Source organism: Paenibacillus hemerocallicola, assembly GCF_006265175.1.
In the GTDB taxonomy this organism is placed as follows: domain Bacteria; phylum Bacillota; class Bacilli; order Paenibacillales; family NBRC-103111; genus Paenibacillus_AB; species Paenibacillus_AB hemerocallicola.
On sequence record NZ_VDCQ01000113.1, the window covers coordinates 294 to 15,897 of the forward strand.

Below are 15,604 nucleotides of genomic sequence, written 5' to 3' on the forward strand. Positions count from 1 at the left end.
TACATTTTACTGGATGAGGGATTCACGCTTTTAAATATAAATTATAAGTAATTGTCTAACGTGTCGGTCGGGACAAGGCGTGCGCACCTGGTTGTTTCGGGTATTGGATCGGCGTTTGAAGGTAATATGGGGGAATTTCTTCTCGAGAACTCCTCGGAACCGTTTGTCGAATTCCTCCTTGCTCCCAAGATCAGCGCTCGCCGCGGCGGTGGGCAAACAGTCCTTGGGAAAGCGCGAACGGAATGCCCGCAAAATATTGCGATACGGCAGCTGGACGAGGAGACGGGGATCGTAGCCCTAGAGGGCGATGGCGCGAACGATTAATCGCTTATGATCAAGAAGCTGTTCCCGCATTGCAACACTGGGATACAGTTTTTCGATCCCGTGAGCCTTGCTGCGTTCTGTCCGCTGATACAGCAGTTCGTAAACCGTTTGACGGGAAGGGGCAATCTGGATTATTACTTGAGGAGGAATACAAATGGCTAGTACTGATCTTCGACAGCTGTAGAATAAGCTAACAGCTATCCAAAGCTTGACAAACGAGAGGATGGCATTCATAATCTAACTAGTTAGTTAAAAAATTGATGGAGCTGCATGCAATAGTGCAAAGGATGAAAAAGACGTATGATGCAGCCAGAACAAAAGAAATCATTCTTGACGCTGCAGAAGAAATGTTTGCTGAACATGGGTATTCCGCTACTCGTGTTGATGCGATAGCAAGTTTGGCTGGATATAATAAAAGCCTTATCTATCAGTATTTTGGGGACAAGTTAGGGTTGTACACCGGTGTGATTAAACGGGCTGATCAGTTGGGTAATACCGTTTTTGAAAGTTTGGCGGGAGACTCGTTAGCTGATGAAACAACGACATCAGATCCGTCAAAATTTCGTCGGTTACTAGGAGACGTCATACGGAGTTCGTATCAGTTTTTGTTAGACCATCCGAGATATTTAAAAATTTATTTATGGGAAGCGGCGGAGGAATGGAAAATATGGAAGTCCATATCGTATTCGCCTGATGACATCATAGTATTCAGCAGATTAGCTGAATCTGCAAAAAAAAATGGGTTGATACGCAAGGATATCGAACCGATTATGATGCCTATTTTGCTGATGAATCTGGTAATTCCATTTGTACAAACCTATCGTCGTCTTAGCGAAATGATGCCTGATGAAATTCAGTCGCAGATACCGCTTGAACAATTTAAAGAACAGTTAGTTCATATCGTTGTTTACGGGTTGATGGAGCCATCCTTGTTGTAGATAAAGGAAGGCTTTTCAAATCCCCAAATATAAATAACTAGTTAGATTAAATTAATTTAACATTAAAGGAGAATGAAGATGATGAGATTTCAGCACAAAGTTGTTATTGTAACAGGCGGAGCGAGTGGAATTGGGGCGACAACAGCGCGATTGTTTGCAGAAGAAGGAGCAAAAGTAGTCATCGCGGATTATTCTGATAAGGGCAGAGAGGTGTCCCGCACTCTCAATGAAAAGGGCTTGGATAGTTTTTTTGTGCAAACGGATGTATCTAATGAAGATGCAGTAATTCGAATGGTGGGCAACACTGTTCGGCGATACGGAAGATTGGACGTGTTGTTTGCCAATGCAGGGGTGGCAAGCGATGGTCCAACCGATCAAATTGATTATGAAGTTTGGCAAAAAACCATCCAAGTGAATTTATCTGGTGTATTCCTTTGTAATAAACATGCGATCAAGCAAATGCTTGCCCAGGGTGAAGGCGGGTCGATTGTCAATTGCGGTTCTGTGCATAGTTTTGTTGGGAAAGCACGCGTAGCAGCGTATGCTTCTGCCAAAGGAGGCGTTCATATGCTGACAAGATCGTCGGCTGCGGCTTATGCAGCCAATGGCATTCGTGTCAATACGGTTTGTCCGGGTTACATCGAGACATCTTTAATCAGCGGATTAAAGGAAGAAATGGTTCGGTATCTACAGGCGCAGCATCCCATAGGAAGAATGGGCACAACAGAAGAGGTGGGAAAGGCAGTTTTGTTTTTAGCAAGTGAGGATGCCTCCTTTATTACAGGGGCAAGTTTGCTGGTTGATGGCGGATATACGGCTGTATAAACTGCTTCTGTGGTCGATGGCCAAAGAGGATCGCCTCCCGGTGAATACGACCGTTACATTGAATTACGAAGATAAGAGGAAAGAAAATGAGCAAAAAGGGATGTAGAGGAAGGGGCTGGGAAGCCAGCCCTTTACTCTGCAATCCATAAATAGAGATCTAAACCGAAACCGTTACTCGAATGTCCTGTGGATAGTTGCCGAAGTTTTTGCCAAAAAGGCTGACACCTCCGCAATTCGCAGCGGATTCGGAACAAGAGATTCGAAAGAGCAGCTCCTGTCCTGTTTTTATGTTCAGTTGATCAATTCGAACGTCCGAAAATCTTACCCCATCGATAAATGTGCCTTCATCGGAAATGGAGAGGACCTTAATAAGTCCGTATTGTGTATCCACCCACCACTCGGGCGTGTATTGTCCGCGCTTGCTGCCAAAATCACCCGGACAGGTCCAGGTAGCAACATCCATGTTGTTGATGGAAAATGTAATATCCGACGGCCAATTATCGTTATAATAAGGCGCTTCGGAACAAATCTCCAAAGAAATGGTTAAGCATGATGCGGTTTCTTGTCCCACCAAATAATTCGGAATCCGATATTCGACAAAACCGCTTGCAAACCAGAGGTGCTCGGCCGTTGTGCGCTCGGGATCGTCGAAATAACGAGGGTCGTCCATCATGCCGATATGCTTGACGGAGGACGCCAAGCCGCAGGTTGGCCGGACCTTATACCGGATGTATTGTCCGACCGGCAAGTCGACCGTAAATCCGGTTTGGCTGCGCGGCTTTTCTTCTTCGGCCGTTCGGAGCACTAACGTCATCTTGTCCACATTCAAGGAACAGCGCTTCTGCGTGCCTCGTTTTCCTACCGTATTCTCACTCCAGCTTCTGGATATGCTTGGTAATGATGGCTGATGACAAGCCTAATGCCTCTGCGAGCTCACCAATGTTATAAGGCTTCTCATTCAACAATTCGATGATCCGAACTCGCGTTTCGGAAGAAAAGCACTCCAGCACATTCATATTTCTCGGTGTCACGTCTATGATCATACGGCACGCTCCTAACTCATCCAATTGCATAATAAAAATGTTAATTAGTCAACATTAACATTGACAAAAGGACAAGGGTGATCTATTATATTAACCGAAATGCAATTAAGATAGTTTTTTTATTAATTAGAGGGGGTATGTAGATGGCTCAAGAAATGATCAGACAGGAGTTTTCGCTCGCAGCTTGCAAGAAAACAGATGATGGATGTTTAAACTGACGACCATGTAGATGAAGAACGGTGGGGCGAGGCGACATAACTAACGAATTGAGGCTCTTTCACAAACCAAACAAACTGTATGTGAGAAAGCGATTTCCCAACCTTCGACAGCGCTTTCTTTTTATTTTATGAACATGAACAAAGCTATCCAAAAAGGGAAGGTGGTCTCCAAGTGAAAAAAACAATCATTTGCGCAGCCGCGGCAGGTTTATTGTTGTTCCTTAACGGCTGCGGTGGCCAAGGAAGCGGCGGGAAAGAACCGGGTAAAGAAAATGCGGAAGCGGTTCAGATAAGCTCCGAGCCCGTAACGCTCAAATTTATGGTAGCTCACGGCGCTTTTACCGATGAAAATTTCGAGTCGTACTTCGTCGAACAACTCGCCAAGAAGCACCCGAATATCACCGTAGAGAGAGTCCGCGGCAAGTTGGAAGATTTGATTGCCGCAGGCGAAACGCCGGATATATTAATGTCCGGTTTGCCGGGAATTCCTGCTTTGCAAGAGCTAAAAGTAATTGATGACCTTGGTCCGTATATCAAAAAGTTCAAGACAGACCTATCGAAATACAACCCGGATGCGGTTGACGCGATAAAGACGTTTAGCGATAAAGGGGATATGCTGGCGCTCCCTTTCCGAATGAACGTTCCCGCTCTATTTTACAACAAGGATGTTTTCGATATTTTCGGCATTCCATATCCGCAAGACGGTATGACTTGGGAGGAGGCGACCGGCCTAGCCGGAAAACTGACCCGAAACGAGGGCAACGTGCAATATTACGGACTCTTGGTCGGAGGGGCGGACCGGATGGCCATGGGACTTGTATTGCCTTATGTGAACAAACAGACGAACAATGCTGTGTTGGAAACAGATGGATGGCAGAGGTTGTTCAATCAGTATAAGGCGATTTACTCGCTGCCAGGATATATAGCGGACGGCAAGGTACCCACTACTGTCGACAAGTTTATAAAACAACAGACAAACGGGATGGCAGCCTTCTGGTCCGCCGATATGTTCGGAGAGTTGAAAAAAATGGCGACGAATGGGCAGCAGTATAATTGGGATATGGCGACGGTCCCGACTTTTGACAAAGGCAAGGGCTACGCGTGGCAGGTGGAATCGCAGAACTTCCTGATTTCCTCGACAAGCAAACATAAGGAGCAGGCTTTTCAAGTCATCTCCTATCTCGTCGGCGAAGAAATCCAGAAGCTGCAAAACAAAGGCGGCGAAGTACCGGTATTACGGGAAACGGGAGAAATCCGGAAAGACTTCGGCACCGATCTGTCCTTCTTGAAAGGGAAGCATACGGATGCGTTGTTTATGCTCCCACAAGGGCTGCACCAGCATACGAAATACGACCAGAAGGCCAGGAGTTTCATAAACGCAGCTGCGGAGGAAACGGTTACCAAGGGCGTCGATGTCAATACGTCCTTGCGGAACGCGCAAGAGAAGTTGAATCAGTACATTAAAGATCAGATAGGCGGTTAGATGTTGGTGATTTTTTCATCACGATGCCGGACCGTCGCGCTATGCGACATAAGGAAAGAGGCCGCGAAGCAGAAGCGGGGATTTGGCCCCTCTACGGTTGAATGTCGTCTTTGCATATTGCAAATCTCTCACATTCCTCTCACATTTGCGTAGTAGCCTCAAGTCATCGGTATCTTCGCATTCGAAGAGTGTTGCAAGCTTCAGTTAATTTAAAGATTTTTCAATCTTTAAGAAGGAAACAAACCTTTTGCAAACGCTTGGAGGCTATCGGGCATCTTGCGAAGATTACCGATAACGGCTCAGGAGCTTTGAAGTCGGCAACATAACGGATTCGGGAATCGTTTGAACGCAACAAGTTGGACACTCGTGAACATCGAAAAGCCCAGACCCATCGTCTTGGCTTTTCGATGTACGTCCAGCATGGGCGTCATCTCTAGGGTGAAAGTACCGAGCGGTGGCTGGCGAACGCCTACCGTTAGCCAAGAGCAAGGGTGTCCATCGCGAGGTGGAATCTGAAAGAAGCTGGAGGCAAAAGCACGAGCTAAGGTACACGAACTGGATTCGAGGCAAGGATAGTCGGATGATGCGTACATCACCGTGGGCGCACCGGTGTAAAAGCGAGGTACGTCCGGACTCAGGAGCAATTCATAATACAGTCCTGCCTTGCCTGGTGAAGTATATCGGTATCGAAGCTCCACATATAAAGAGCTAGCAGCAACTTCTTGGCGCTGTCCGCAGATACGGTAGGAGGCTCCATTTCCAGTGGACCGGCCTCGCTGTATGAATTGTGATTCCTTTCCAGGGGAATGTACCGCTGATCGGGACGCAGCGCTTTTTGGCGTAAGGAGAAGCGGGGGAACAGGGGAATTAGTGGACTCTCGCCTTCACTGTTTTGGCGTATTCCGTCGGCGACATGCCGACTGTCGTTTTAAAGTGGCGGGAAAACGTATGAATGCTGTTGTATCCGAACTGCTCCGCTATTTCCGTAAAATTGCTCTGTTCCTCGCGAATCACGAGCTTGACCCGTTCGATTTTCATGTTTTTGTACGTCTTCATGACGCTCATGTCCAACCGCTTTTTGAACAGGTCGCTTAATCGGGACTGATTGACATGAAACCGCGCGCACAGCTCCTCCAGCGTAAGATTGGAGTGCAGCTGCTCCTCCATATAAGCTAGCGTTCGCTTCAGCAGCTCGTCCTCGCCGCGTTCCATCGCGGCGCCTGACAGGCGGTTCGATTGCGGCAGCGATTCGCCTCGCGATGCAAGGCTGAGCAGCAGCGACTCCAGTTGAATGCGCAGCAGCTGTTCGGAGCCGAACGGCGCATCGTCCCATTCGATCAGATCGTGAACGCGCGGATGATCGAAAGGAGGGCGGTACGTGGCGAAGCCGTGCTTTAAAATGCCGGCAATCATGTTGCGCTCCTGGTCGTTCAAGCAAAACAATTTATTTTCGAACAGCTTCATTGCCGGCGAGATGCATTCGAAGCATACGACGATGACGTTCGGACCGATTTTCCGGTTTGCCCATACGGAATGGAATTCGTTCGGCTTATGGAAAATGATGTCTCCCTGCTTCAGCACGAAGCCTTGCGAATCGGCCGTTACCTCGATCTCGCCTTTGTCCACGTACAGCAGCTCCCAGTAATCGTGCGCTTCCCCTTCAAAAATAAAATCGTTGGCGAATTCGAAGTAATGCAGCGATATAAGGTGAGTCACGTCGATCACGTTTTTCAACGGAGTTTTAATAATACCCATGTTCGTCCCCTCACTTATGCGGGAATATAAGTCTATATTAGACAAAATAAGCTGTCGAGGAAAGGCAAGAGCCTAAAAATGCTAAATAATCCTGTAGTTTCGGTAAAGAATTCGCGCAGACAAACCGCTAGGATGAAGGAGAAGGGATATTCCCGAAAGTAGCGGCATCGCTTTTGGGGGACCGTAGAAAGGCGGTGTGGCGTGTGAAGAAAGGAATCAATCAATGGTCGTTTCCCGCGGATATGTCCGCTGCTGCGTGTATCCGCCTGGCGAAACAGGCGGGTTTTGACGGCATCGAGCTGGCACTTGCGGAGACTGGCGATTTAAGCTTGGAAAGCAGCCCGGAGCAGGTGGCGGAGCTGGCGCGCATTGCGGAAGGGGAAGGCGTGGAAATATCCAGTCTTGCCTCCGGACTAGGCTGGTCGTACGCATTGACGAGCACTTCGAAACAAAATCGCGACAAAGCGATCGATGTCGTGAAGCGTCAACTGGACGTCGCCGCGCAGTTGAAAGCGGATACGATTCTCGTCTTGCCAGGAGCTGTCGGCGTCGATTTTATCCCCGGGTCGGCCGTTACCGAGTACGATGTGGCGTATGACAACGCGTTGGAGGCGCTGCGGCTTTTATCATCCGCTGCGGCAGCCGCTCGTGTGTCGATCGGCGTAGAGAACGTATGGAACAAATTTTTGCTGTCCCCGCTTGAAATGAGAACGTTTATCGACAGTATCGGGTCTGATTATGTCGGTGCGTACTTGGATGTAGGAAATACGATATTGACGGGATATCCCGAGCATTGGATCAAAATATTGAACAGCCGCATTAAAAAAGTGCATTTTAAAGATTTTCGCCGCAATGGCGCCGGGCTTTCGGCATTCGTCGATTTGTTGGCCGGCGACGTCGATTACCCGCTCGTGATGCGCAAGCTGCAGGAAATCGGATATTCCGACTACGTCATTGCGGAAATGATTCCCCCTTACCGGCATTACCCGGAGCAAATCATTTACAATACGTCGGGAGCGATGGATGCCATTCTTGGAAGAACCGGGAGGAGAGCGGAATGATCAAGATCGGATTAATTGGCGCAGGATTTATGGGCTCCATGCACGCTTCCTGCTATGAAGCGCTGGCGGAACGCGGCGATTTTCGGGTGACGGCGGTAGCGGATGACGACGCCGATAAGGCGTCCAAGCTTGCCGCCAAGTTCGGTGCGGACGTATTTCCTTCGGCAGAGTCGCTTATCCGCGAGGCGGATGTCAATACGATCGATATTTGCTTGCCTACTTTTTTGCACTTTGAGACGGCGGCAGCGGCTATGAACAAAGGATTCAACGTCTTCATAGAAAAGCCTGTGTGTCTCACGGAGCATGAAGCCGAGCAGCTGCTCGAGCTGCAGCGCCGGACGAATACGCAGGCGATGGTCGGGCAATGCATTCGGTTTTGGCCGGAATATGTAGAGTTGAAGCGGCTAGTTGCCGAACGAACGTACGGCCGAATATGTTCGGGCGTATTCAAGCGGATAAGTCCGCGTCCTGATTGGGCATGGAACGGGTGGCTTCACGACTCGCTCAAGAGTGGTTCCGCAGCGCTTGATCTGCACGTGCACGACGTCGATTTCGTCCGCTCGCTGTTTGGCGATCCCGATCGGTTATCAGCCGAAACGGTCAACACGGACGGAGCGAACGGACATATATTCAGTTTGTACCGATACGGAGACGCCGTTATTTCCCTTGAGGGTGGCTGGAATTATCCGGGATCGTTTCCGTTCGAAATGGTGTACCGCGTCAGCTTCGAAAAAGCGACGGTCGTATTCAGCTCGGCGGCCAGTCCGACACTGCGCATATACGAAAACGACGGTGGCGTTATTGAACCGAAGCCGGCAGCGACGTCGGCCGTCGGAGAAGGCGGCGGCAATATTTCTAGCTTGGACGGCTATTACAATGAGCTGAAATATTTCCTCGACTGCTTGTCGTCCGGCCGGATGATCGGAGAATCGACTTTGCAGGACGGCTGCGACTCGCTACGCTTGACGCTGCGGGAAATCGCCGCCGCCGCGCAATAATATACTTTGAAGGAAGGGTACATGATGAACGTACTGGCTATCGCCTGCCATCCGGACGATCTCGAGATCGGCTGCGGAGGGACGCTGGCAAAATATGCGGCGCTTGGCCACAACGTGACGATGGTTCACGTGGCCAACGGCAACAAAGGTCATAAAGTGATTCAGCCGGATGAGCTTCGATTGATCCGTGCGAAGGAAGCGCAAAATTCGGGAGCGCTGATCGGGGCTACCGTAATAAGCATGGATGTGCCGGATTTGCTCGTGAAGGCCGACCAGGACGAGCTGATCGCCAAGCTTGTAGACGTCATCCGGCAAACGGAGCCCGATGTGATCATTACGCATCCGCCGGAAGATTATATGAAAGACCATATGGAAGTGTCGACGGCGGTGTTCGATGCCAGCTTCGCCGCATCCGTGCCGCATTACGAAACGAAAGTTCCGGCTCCGTCCAATGCGAAAGTTGCGCCGATCTATTACATGGACACGCTTGCCGGCGTCGGTTTTTTGCCGACGGAATATGTGGACGTTACCGACCATATCGAAACGAAAATTGCGATGAACGCCGCACACGAAAGCCAAATCAAATGGCTATACGAGCACGACGGCATCGACTTCCTCGATTTCGTCCGCACCGTCTCCAAGTTTCGTGGTTTGCAATGCGGCGCCGCCTATGCGGAAGGGTTCTTGCAGTGCAAAGCGTGGCCGCGGCTGACGACAGTACGGCTGCTGCCATAAATTTGGCTGAATGTGCGGGAATCGTTGGGTACCACATAACTTCACTTTTGGGTCTGGTCCCCAAAAAGTGAAGTGAACCGTCGAAGCTTATTCCTGGTACGCTAACTAGAGATGCCGGCAGCAGCTGCAACTGTTAAGGAGGTGATGCCAATATAAGCGGCATAAACATGATCGGTTCGAACGAAGCGGGGTAAAGTACAAACGATCAGAGAGGATGAGTGAGAAAGCATGAATGAGCAACATATGCATGCCTTTGGCAGCGATGAATTCGAAAACATCGTATTGACGGCGGGCGACGGCGGCAAGCGCCCTTATTTCCCGGATATCGCCAAACGCAAAAACGGAGAACTGCTCGTAGTGTATTACTGGAACAGCTGCCATGTTCCCAAAACTGCCGAGCAAGACAAAGGCGTTATTCGGATGATTCGCAGCGGGGACAACGGCAAATCTTGGTCGGAACCGGTAACCGTGGTCGATTGGCGGCATACAGGACTGGAAACGAGAGACCCGAATTTGTTGGAGCTGCATGACGGCACGTTATGGCTCACGTTTTTTACCTTTTCGTACCTCGGTGAGACCGACTACTTGAAAAACCGCCAAACGTATTCGATGCGGAGCAGCGACGGTGGGGCGACGTGGTCGGAGCCTGTCAAGATTACGGGGCAAAACGTTTGGAACGCTCGTCAAGGGACGCCCGCCGTCTTGGAAAACGGCGATATTCTCATACCGCTGTACGGATCGCACGACTACAGCACGAAGCTAAATACATGGAGGCTTTCGGCCATCAGAAGCTCGGACGGAGGGCTTTCTTGGGGGGGCGAGACGGAAATAGCCATTTCTTGCGATGACGAAGCTTACAATGAGGCGGCTTTTCTTTACGTTGGAGATCGGACGATTTATTGCTTGACGAGAGAACCGGGAATTATGTTCAAATCGGCGGACAGCGGCCGCACATGGTCCAAACTATACAGCGTAGGGCGGGTTCACCGTCCGCACTTTTTGAACATCGATTCGACCCGGGCGTTCGTCACGTGGAGCAATCCTATTGGCGTCAGCTGCGGCGCATTGGAACCGGCGAAAAACAGGCGGGTTATGGGAAAATGGTTCGACCTGCAGCAAGGCTGGGAAGCGACAGAGGCCAGAGTGATCTACGATCCGCCAACAACCGGAGTGTTCGATATGGGCTACTCTTCCAGTGTGCTTCTTCCGGATAACCGGATATTGACGATCTATTACGACACTTCGCGCAGCGTATTGGCCGGGACGTTCATGCCCTTGTCGGTTTGGCAATAACGCGCTGAAAAGAAAATGGCGGGAATGTGCGCAGCCACGCCAACCCGCCGCCAGCCTCATGAAAGAACCGGCTGAGCAACAAACGATTTCAGCTTACCATAAAAATAAAAACCGTCCAACCCTAATTTTGTTCTTTGTGCGGTTATATTGAAATTTAAGCGCTTTCATCCATGCGGAAGTCCGCGGCTTATCGATATCGTATCGAAAATTATGTTCAAATTGAATGTTACGGAGGAATAGGCGATGTTCAAGAAGCGTAATTGGGAAACCGATCGGAAAGTATCGGGAATAAGCGGCGAAGCATCATGTCGCTTTTGGGGGACAAAGCATGGAACTTCAACACTGTGCGCGATTAGTTTGTTGTCGATCGCAACGGTTCTTTCCGCTTGTTCGGGCGGGAGCGGCAAGAGCGGAAAAGACGGCGAATCGGCAGCGGCGCCAGTGAAGCAGGAGCCTTTCGATCTGTATTTTCTCGGGTCCACAGATAAAGAAAGATTTATACGGGATCACGGCAACGATATTCAGAAGAAATTTCCGCATATTAACGTTATTTATAACCTCCTTTCGTCCACTACGGACGATTCCAAAGGTACGCTGTCGATCGACGGAGCGCTGACCAGAGGAATCCCGATCGATATTATGCATGTGGCTCCGGGCCAAATTGATCCGTACTTGGTAGATACGAAATTGGCGTACGACATCGACGACTTGATCAAGAAGTACAAGTACGATTTGTCGATCGTGTACCCTCAGGCGATCGAGACGCTGCGCGGCATAACCGGCGGGCCGTTGTACGGATTGCCCGTCAATCACAGCGTTCACAAATTGTATTACAATAAAGATTTGTTCGATAAGTTCGGCGTGTCGTATCCGAAAGACGGCTTGACTTGGGACGAAGTGTACGATTTAGCCAAAAGATTGACGCGCACCGATGACGGAGTACAGTATCAGGGGGCGATTATTCCGTTCGACAACTTGACGCTGTTCAACCAGCTGTCCGCGCCGTTAGTCGATCGGAAAACGAACAAATCGCTGTTCGTATCGGACCCGAAATGGAAAAAGTTTGCCGACAATCTCGTTCGTTTCCGCCAAATACCGGGAAATGAAAATCAAGCCTTTGCGTCATTTACCCAAAATGGTACTGCCGCGATGCTCGTAGCGACTAATGATTTGAATGCGACGTGGACGACCAATTGGGACATTGCAAAAGCGCCGGTTTTTGCCGATCTCCCAGGGGTAGGCAGCGGCATACAAGGCAATATGTTCGCGCTCGCAAGCACGAGCAAGCATAAGGACGAGGTATTCCAGGTGATCGCTTTCCTGGCTTCCAGAGAGCATATGCTTGCTATGGAAAAGGCGGGCGGATTGACGGTGCTGAACGATCCGAACAAGAAAAAGGAGTTCGGCAAAGAAATTCCTTGGCTGCAGCGAAAGATCAATATGGAAGCGATGTTTCAGGATAAGATCGCTGCTCCTTTTACGATGACGGCTTACGAAGAGCTGGCCCGATCCGCCTTGAACAAGCAGTTGGTCAACTTGGCGGCCGGGAAAGTTTCGGATATTAACACGGCGTTGAGACAGGCTGCGGAAGAGGCGGATAAAGCGATTCAGGCGCAAATCGAGAAGACGAAAAAGTGATCACAATGGATGCGGACGGAGTATGGAAGCTTAACAAAGAAAAGGGAGGATGTGAAAGGATTAGTATGAACATACGATTGAAGCTAAAAGCTATCGTGTTATTTTCGATGGTCCTGCTATTGACGTCTGCATGTGGAAACGCTTTTGCTAACGGAAAATCTTTGCCCGATTTCGGTGTACTGTTTAACGATGATGGGGAACAGATATGCAATGCTCCGAACCCGGAGGCAGCGATACAACAAATCAACTCGGGGGTAAAGTCGCTCGCTGGAACGAACGTGAAGACGCTCATCCGGAACGTCGGTTACGGCTCCGAGGTGCTGTATTACCCGTCTACTGCCGGTAGCACGATCGGATGGCGCACAATTCCGGACGAAATCGCGGAACAGTCTTTCGATAAAGCTTGGGTGCAGAGGGTAACGAAATACATGAACAACTGTCGGTCATTGATCGATGCGGGAGTTGACCCGCTCCGGCTGCAAGGCGAACGGGCGAAAGAAATCGGATTGCGCTTCATAGCCACGCACCGTATGAACGATCCCCACGGTATAAAGGACGGGGTGAACAACCCTTTGGCGGGCGAATTTAAGGTCGAGCACGGGGCTCAATATTTGATAGAAAATAAGCCTGATTGGTTTTTCGACTACGTCCATGAAGAGTACCGTTCATACAAGCTGGGTATCATTTTGGAGTTCATAGATAGATACAAGGATATTTTGGACGGCGTTCAACTCGATTTCATGCGTCACCCGCTCTATTTCACGCCACCCCATGGAATGGAGTCAGCTCACCTGATAACCGAAATGGTAAGCCAAGTCCGGCAGCGGCTTGACGAGCTGTCCGAGGAGCAGGGAAAGCCATATTATTTGTTTGTGCGCGTCCCTTCGACGATCCGGGACGCAAAGTGGGCCGGCCTCGAAGTTGACAAATGGATCTCAGATCGGCTTGTAGACGTCGTAACACCTGCTCTCATTTACGATTTATCGAACAATATGCCTGTAGACGAATTCGTCGAACTTGCCAAGAAGTCGGGAGCGAAAATATATCCGAATATCATTTTGGGGGCCAAGTATACCGGCAGCCGTCCGATTGAGGAAGTTCCCACGGCGGATTCGTACAAAACCGCCGAAGTCAGTAGGATTACCCCCGAGCTTGCTCGGGCTGCCGCATCGAATTATTGGCACATGGGCGCATCGGGCTTTGAAATGTTTAACTGGACGTTGCCGCTTAACACTCTTGGAACGAATGTTCAAGCCGCACTTGGCGACGAGAAGACGATTCGGGATACGAGTAAAACTTTTGCTGTGACCCCCTATCGAGAAAACTTGTGGAAAGACGTAGATGGCAAAATGCCGCTTCCGTTGCCTGCCAAATGGGTTGGAAGCGGTTCTGGAACGTTCGACTTATACGTCGGGGACAAACTGAAGGCTGAGGGTAGGAAAAAGCCGGATTACGTCGGTGTCCGTTTGGGGCTCATAAATGTGAAGGAGACGGACACGATTGAGCTGAAGGTCGGCGATGAAGTGTTGTATGCAGGTTCTGCAGCCGGGAAACTCATTCCTGTAACGGGTACATCGAGTGCAGTGCCCCTTAAGGAAACCTATTTCCAGATTGAGTTGGACAATCTTCGAGTTCTGAATCCGGGACGAAACTCGATCTCTGTTGCAATTGCAGCTTCCGATTCCGCAAGAACTGTGGAGTTAACAGAAGTTCAACTCGGTGTTCTCAACCACTGATCTGCATGCTCCGATCAGATTTGGGAGGATGACTATGCAAACGCTGATGACGCAGATGAAAAGACATCGTAACAAGCTTCACACGATGTCGACGTCGCTCGTCGCTTCACGAATCGCCCGGCAAAATCGGTGACTTGTTCGGTATATTTTCCGGCCAAGCTCGCCGCACATTTGATTTAGAGCAGGCTGGAAAAAAAGGGACATGAACAATCGATCCAAAAGGCTTCCTCGTGTGAAGAGTAATGGCTGATACGAGCGGGTAGATGATTGAACGATTGCAAGACAACAGATAATGACGGTCGTGAAGAAGGGTAGAGGGATGTTCCGTTCATACATTTTACTGCTGCTATGTGTCACAATGTGGGGGAGCAATATCGTCATCAATTCCATGCTTCTTGTCGAAATGACTCCCTTTATTCTCGGCGCTTCCAGGCTTGTTTTCGCCTCGTTGTTTCTTTTGGCCTATGCGGCGGCAACGAGAAGGCTGGTAAAACTGACCAAGAGGGATTGGCTCTTTTTAGTACCTCTTGGCTTTTTCGGAACGTTTATGAGCCAATTGTTTTATTTTGCGGGCTTGTCTTACGCCGATGCTACGACTGCAGCTTTAATCCATTCGTTAGGGCCGGTTACAATTGCCGTGTTATCCGCTTTCTTTCTTGGCGAAGCCTTTACGATGCGGTTGTTTGTCGGTTCGGTATGCGCGATAGCCGGAATATACTTTGCGGTGGGAGGCAGTTCGGGAATCCAGGCTTCGCTTGGAGTGATCTATACGTTCGTATCGATGGTTTCCGTTGCCGTTTCCTACATATTAGTCAGCAAATGGATGAGGCATTCGGGAGACCCTTTCATGACGAGCGCATGTTGGATGGTAATCGGCACATGCATGCTGCTTCCCTTTTCACTCATGAGCGAATCGCTCGTAACGTTTATCCAGCCGCTATGGGTCTGGCTGCTTATTGCGCTTACATCCATAGTCGGCCAAGGAATCTGTTTCGTAATATGGAATGGGCAGATAACAAAAGTCGGTACAGGGAAAACTTCGTTGTTTCTTTACTTGCAACCGGTAGTCACAATGATTGCAGGCTATCTCATACTGGGGACCCGAATTGCCGGCTCGCAATTGACGGGAGCGCTGCTTGTTATAATCGGGGTTGCGGTTGCAACGCTTCGGACTAGGCAAACAAAACACGTATCTGAAATGGAGCGTTCTCCGACCGCTTCCGGTAAAGAAAAAAGAGCCGGCGACATGCCGGGAATGATGCGGTAATCAAGTCAGCTAACGCAGATTATATAAATTTGACATCGCCACATTGCTGGCGATGTTTTTTTATGCCGGATAAGCCGAAGCGGGGTGTGATTTATCAGGAGTGGGATAAAGTTCTAGTGTGCGAAACAAAGGTTACGGGCGACACCGATCGGTTATTACTACGACTGACGGGCGTTACGGCTCTTCAAGAGGACGGGAACAGCCCCATAATCCGTCGAGCGATCAGTTGGCCGATCCGGAGAAATGGAGACGAAAATCGGACTTTGCTGCTCGCCATCGGTCTGGCTGTC

General features: G+C 49.7%; 13 protein-coding genes. 10 read left to right on the top strand and 3 right to left on the bottom strand.

Going from position 1 to position 15,604, the window contains the following annotated elements:
- The first annotated feature begins 611 nt into the window (after positions 1 to 611).
- Both FE784_RS39220 and FE784_RS39225 read left to right on the top strand, forming a co-directional pair.
- Entirely contained in the window at positions 612 to 1,262 is a 651-nt protein-coding gene (locus FE784_RS39220) for a TetR/AcrR family transcriptional regulator (protein ID WP_246132388.1), read from the top strand.
- 81 nt (positions 1,263 to 1,343) lie between these two features.
- The gene (locus tag FE784_RS39225) at positions 1,344 to 2,087 is read left to right on the top strand and encodes an SDR family NAD(P)-dependent oxidoreductase (RefSeq protein ID WP_139607754.1); all 744 of its coding nucleotides are present in this window, start codon (positions 1,344 to 1,346) and stop codon (positions 2,085 to 2,087) included.
- A 157-nt stretch (positions 2,088 to 2,244) separates the two neighbouring features.
- On the opposite strand, the gene FE784_RS39230 is transcribed toward FE784_RS39225, so the two are convergent.
- Both FE784_RS39230 and FE784_RS42290 read right to left on the bottom strand, forming a co-directional pair.
- Entirely contained in the window at positions 2,245 to 2,916 is a 672-nt protein-coding gene (locus tag FE784_RS39230; protein ID WP_246132386.1) for a transcriptional regulator, read from the bottom strand.
- 40 nt (positions 2,917 to 2,956) lie between these two features.
- Positions 2,957 to 3,130, bottom strand: coding sequence for an ArsR family transcriptional regulator (locus FE784_RS42290; protein ID WP_246132387.1), 174 nt, complete (start codon positions 3,128 to 3,130; stop codon positions 2,957 to 2,959).
- Between the two features lie 390 nt (positions 3,131 to 3,520).
- Here FE784_RS42290 and FE784_RS39235 point away from each other — a divergent pair, with 390 nt between their 5' ends.
- Complete coding sequence (locus tag FE784_RS39235) at positions 3,521 to 4,831, top strand: ABC transporter substrate-binding protein (RefSeq protein ID WP_139607745.1); 1,311 nt, start codon at positions 3,521 to 3,523, stop codon at positions 4,829 to 4,831.
- Positions 4,832 to 5,698: 867 nt separating this feature from the next.
- On the opposite strand, the gene FE784_RS39240 is transcribed toward FE784_RS39235, so the two are convergent.
- A complete protein-coding gene (locus FE784_RS39240; RefSeq protein WP_139607746.1) occupies positions 5,699 to 6,586 on the bottom strand; it encodes an AraC family transcriptional regulator in 888 nt (295 codons plus the stop codon).
- A 203-nt stretch (positions 6,587 to 6,789) separates the two neighbouring features.
- On the opposite strand from FE784_RS39240, the gene FE784_RS39245 reads away from it, so the two are divergent.
- The 7 genes from FE784_RS39245 to FE784_RS39275 all read left to right on the top strand — a co-directional run bounded on the left by FE784_RS39245 (position 6,790) and on the right by FE784_RS39275 (position 15,314).
- Positions 6,790 to 7,647, top strand: a complete 858-nt coding sequence (locus FE784_RS39245; RefSeq protein ID WP_139607747.1) for a sugar phosphate isomerase/epimerase family protein — start codon at positions 6,790 to 6,792, stop codon at positions 7,645 to 7,647.
- A complete protein-coding gene (locus FE784_RS39250; protein WP_139607748.1) occupies positions 7,644 to 8,645 on the top strand; it encodes a Gfo/Idh/MocA family protein in 1,002 nt (333 codons plus the stop codon). Before FE784_RS39245 ends, FE784_RS39250 begins: the two co-directional genes overlap by 4 nt.
- A gap of 21 nt (positions 8,646 to 8,666) precedes the next feature.
- Complete coding sequence (locus tag FE784_RS39255) at positions 8,667 to 9,380, top strand: PIG-L deacetylase family protein (protein ID WP_139607749.1); 714 nt, start codon at positions 8,667 to 8,669, stop codon at positions 9,378 to 9,380.
- Positions 9,381 to 9,608: 228 nt separating this feature from the next.
- A complete protein-coding gene (locus FE784_RS39260) occupies positions 9,609 to 10,673 on the top strand; it encodes a sialidase family protein (RefSeq protein WP_139607750.1) in 1,065 nt (354 codons plus the stop codon).
- 243 nt (positions 10,674 to 10,916) lie between these two features.
- Positions 10,917 to 12,311, top strand: coding sequence for an ABC transporter substrate-binding protein (locus tag FE784_RS39265; protein WP_139607751.1), 1,395 nt, complete (start codon positions 10,917 to 10,919; stop codon positions 12,309 to 12,311).
- A gap of 65 nt (positions 12,312 to 12,376) precedes the next feature.
- Positions 12,377 to 14,047 (top strand): glycoside hydrolase family protein, encoded by a 1,671-nt coding sequence (locus FE784_RS39270; protein WP_139607752.1) that lies wholly within the window; start codon positions 12,377 to 12,379, stop codon positions 14,045 to 14,047.
- 319 nt (positions 14,048 to 14,366) lie between these two features.
- Positions 14,367 to 15,314 (top strand): DMT family transporter, encoded by a 948-nt coding sequence (locus FE784_RS39275; protein ID WP_176706849.1) that lies wholly within the window; start codon positions 14,367 to 14,369, stop codon positions 15,312 to 15,314.
- Positions 15,315 to 15,604: the final 290 nt, after the last annotated feature.

Bases quoted from the DNA above. Each gene is read 5' to 3' on its own strand.
- FE784_RS39260 (WP_139607750.1), top strand. From the start codon at position 9,609: ATGAATGAGCAACATATGCATGCCTTTGGCAGCGATGAATTCGAAAAC.
- FE784_RS39225 (WP_139607754.1), top strand. From the start codon at position 1,344: ATGAGATTTCAGCACAAAGTTGTTATTGTAACAGGCGGAGCGAGTGGA.
- FE784_RS39255 (WP_139607749.1), top strand. From the start codon at position 8,667: ATGATGAACGTACTGGCTATCGCCTGCCATCCGGACGATCTCGAGATC.
- FE784_RS39220 (WP_246132388.1), top strand. From the start codon at position 612: ATGAAAAAGACGTATGATGCAGCCAGAACAAAAGAAATCATTCTTGAC.
- FE784_RS39250 (WP_139607748.1), top strand. From the start codon at position 7,644: ATGATCAAGATCGGATTAATTGGCGCAGGATTTATGGGCTCCATGCAC.
- FE784_RS39275 (WP_176706849.1), top strand. From the start codon at position 14,367: ATGTTCCGTTCATACATTTTACTGCTGCTATGTGTCACAATGTGGGGG.
- FE784_RS39270 (WP_139607752.1), top strand. From the start codon at position 12,377: ATGAACATACGATTGAAGCTAAAAGCTATCGTGTTATTTTCGATGGTC.
- FE784_RS39265 (WP_139607751.1), top strand. From the start codon at position 10,917: ATGTTCAAGAAGCGTAATTGGGAAACCGATCGGAAAGTATCGGGAATA.
- FE784_RS42290 (WP_246132387.1), bottom strand. From the start codon at position 3,130: ATGATCATAGACGTGACACCGAGAAATATGAATGTGCTGGAGTGCTTT.
- FE784_RS39240 (WP_139607746.1), bottom strand. From the start codon at position 6,586: ATGGGTATTATTAAAACTCCGTTGAAAAACGTGATCGACGTGACTCAC.